This is a genomic window from Salipiger sp. HF18, assembly GCF_011806505.1.
GTDB classification, from domain to species: Bacteria; Pseudomonadota; Alphaproteobacteria; order Rhodobacterales; family Rhodobacteraceae; genus Salipiger; species Salipiger thiooxidans.
This window is the reverse complement of record NZ_JAATOS010000662.1, coordinates 1-1,866: the sequence shown is the minus strand read 5'-3', so window position 1 is coordinate 1,866 and position 1,866 is coordinate 1. Positions and strand designations below refer to the sequence as shown.

At 70.0% G+C, this 1,866-nt stretch carries 2 protein-coding genes; one reads left to right on the top strand and one right to left on the bottom strand.

Translation table 11 applies throughout. From position 1 onward, the window contains the following. On the top strand, positions 1–861 hold an 861-nt coding region (locus HC022_RS25590), incomplete at its 5' end, for an ABC transporter permease (protein WP_167454262.1). Positions 862–1,025: 164 nt separating this feature from the next. Here HC022_RS25590 and HC022_RS25585 read toward each other — a convergent pair. Next, positions 1,026–1,866, bottom strand: an 841-nt coding sequence (locus HC022_RS25585; protein WP_303049103.1) for an FAD-binding oxidoreductase, incomplete at its 5' end; no start/stop codon positions are given.

Sequence of the window (1,866 nt, the reverse complement as noted above, 5' to 3'; positions counted from 1 at the left end):
GCGCAGGCGCAGACCGACGGCCGCTTCGTGCTGGTGCTGGCGATCCCGCCGGATTTCGAGCGCGACCTGCGCGCCGGGCGGGCGGCGACGCTGCAGCTTCTGGTGGACGCGACGGCGGTGGCGCAGGCGGGCAACGGCGCAACCTTCCTGCAGCAGTTGCTGGCCGAGACGCTGAGCGAATACCTGCAGCCGGGCGCCGACAGCGACGATCTCGTCGAGGTGGTGATCCGCACCCGCTTTAACCCCAACTTCAACGCCACGTGGTTCAGCGCGGTGATGCAACTGATGAACAACGTCACCATCCTGACGCTGATCCTCTCCGGCTCGTCGATGATCCGGGAGCGCGAGCACGGCACCATCGAGCACGTGCTGGTGATGCCGATCCGTCCGGTCGAGATCGTGCTGTCGAAGATCATTGCGACCGGAGCGGTGATCCTGCTGGGCTCGGTGCTGAGCCTGACTCTGGTGGTGGAGTGGGCGCTGGGAGTGCCGGTCTCGGGGGCGCTCTGGCTCTACGTGCTGGGCGCGGGGCTCTACGTGGTGGCGGTGGCGAGCCTCGGGCTGCTGCTGGCGAGCTTCACCCAGAACATGGGGCAGTTCGGGCTGCTGGTGATCCCGGTGATCATCGTGCTCTTCATGCTCTCGGGCGGGATCACGCCGCTTGAATCGATGCCCGGCTGGCTGCGGCTGCTGATGCAGGTCGTCAGCCCGGCAACCCATTTCGTCTCGTTCGCACAGACGGTGCTCTACCGGGGCGGGGGGATCACGCTGGTGGCAGGAGATTTGGCGGCGATGGCGCTGATGGCGGGCGTGGCGCTGGCGATCGTGCTGGCTCGGTTCCGCAAGGTGCTGGCGGGGTAGCCCGGTCGTCGAGGTTGTACCGCGTGGAGGCGGGGGGATGCCTCCGGCGGGGGGTTGTCTGGCAAGATGAAGCTGGGGGCGCCCGGGAGAATGGGAGGGGCCGGAGCGGGGTCGGGCGCGTTGCACGGGCGTGGTGCCGGGGCGGGCGCCGCGGGCAGGGCGGGTCAGCCCTGCCGCACCAGCTTGCCCGGGTTCATCAGGTCCTGCGGGTCGAGTGCGCGCTTGATCTGGCCCATCACGTCCCAGCCCTCGCCGTGCTCCGCCGCCATGTAGTCGAGCTTGCCCATGCCGATGCCGTGCTCGCCGGTGCAGGTGCCGCCGAGCGCCAGCGCGCGTTCGGCCATGCGGTGCGAGAGCCGCTTGGCCTCTTCCATCTCGGCGGGCTGGTCGGGGTCCACCAGCAGGATGGCGTGGAAGTTGCCGTCGCCCACGTGGCCGAGGATCGGGCCGGGGATCGAGCCCTTGGCAATGTCGGCCTGCGTCTCCTCGACCGCCTGCGCGAGCTGCGAGATCGGCACGCACATGTCGGTCACCAGCGCCCGCGCGCCCTTGCGCGAGGCGAGAATGGCGTAATAGCCGTTGTGGCGCAGCGCCCAGAGCGCCCGGCGCTCTTCCTCGCGGGCCGACCAGCGGAACGGCGAGGCGCCATGGTCGGCGACGATCTCGCCAAAGCGCTCGGCGTCCTGCGCCACGCTTTCGGGCGAGCCGTTGAACTCGACCAGCAGGTGCGGCGCCTCGGACATCTCCATGCCGGAATAGGCGGTGAAGGCGCGCGCGGTGCCGGCATCGACGAACTCGATCCGCGCCATGGGAATGCCCATCTGGATGGTCTCCATCACCGCCGTGACCGCGGCGTGCATGTCGGGGAAGGCGCAGATGCCGGCGCTGGTGGCCTCGGGCACGCCGTGCAGGCGCAGGGTCAGCTCGGTCACGAGGCCGAGCGTGCCCTCGGAGCCCACCATCAGCGCGGTGAGGTCGTAGCCCGCCGAGGACTTGCGCGCGGCC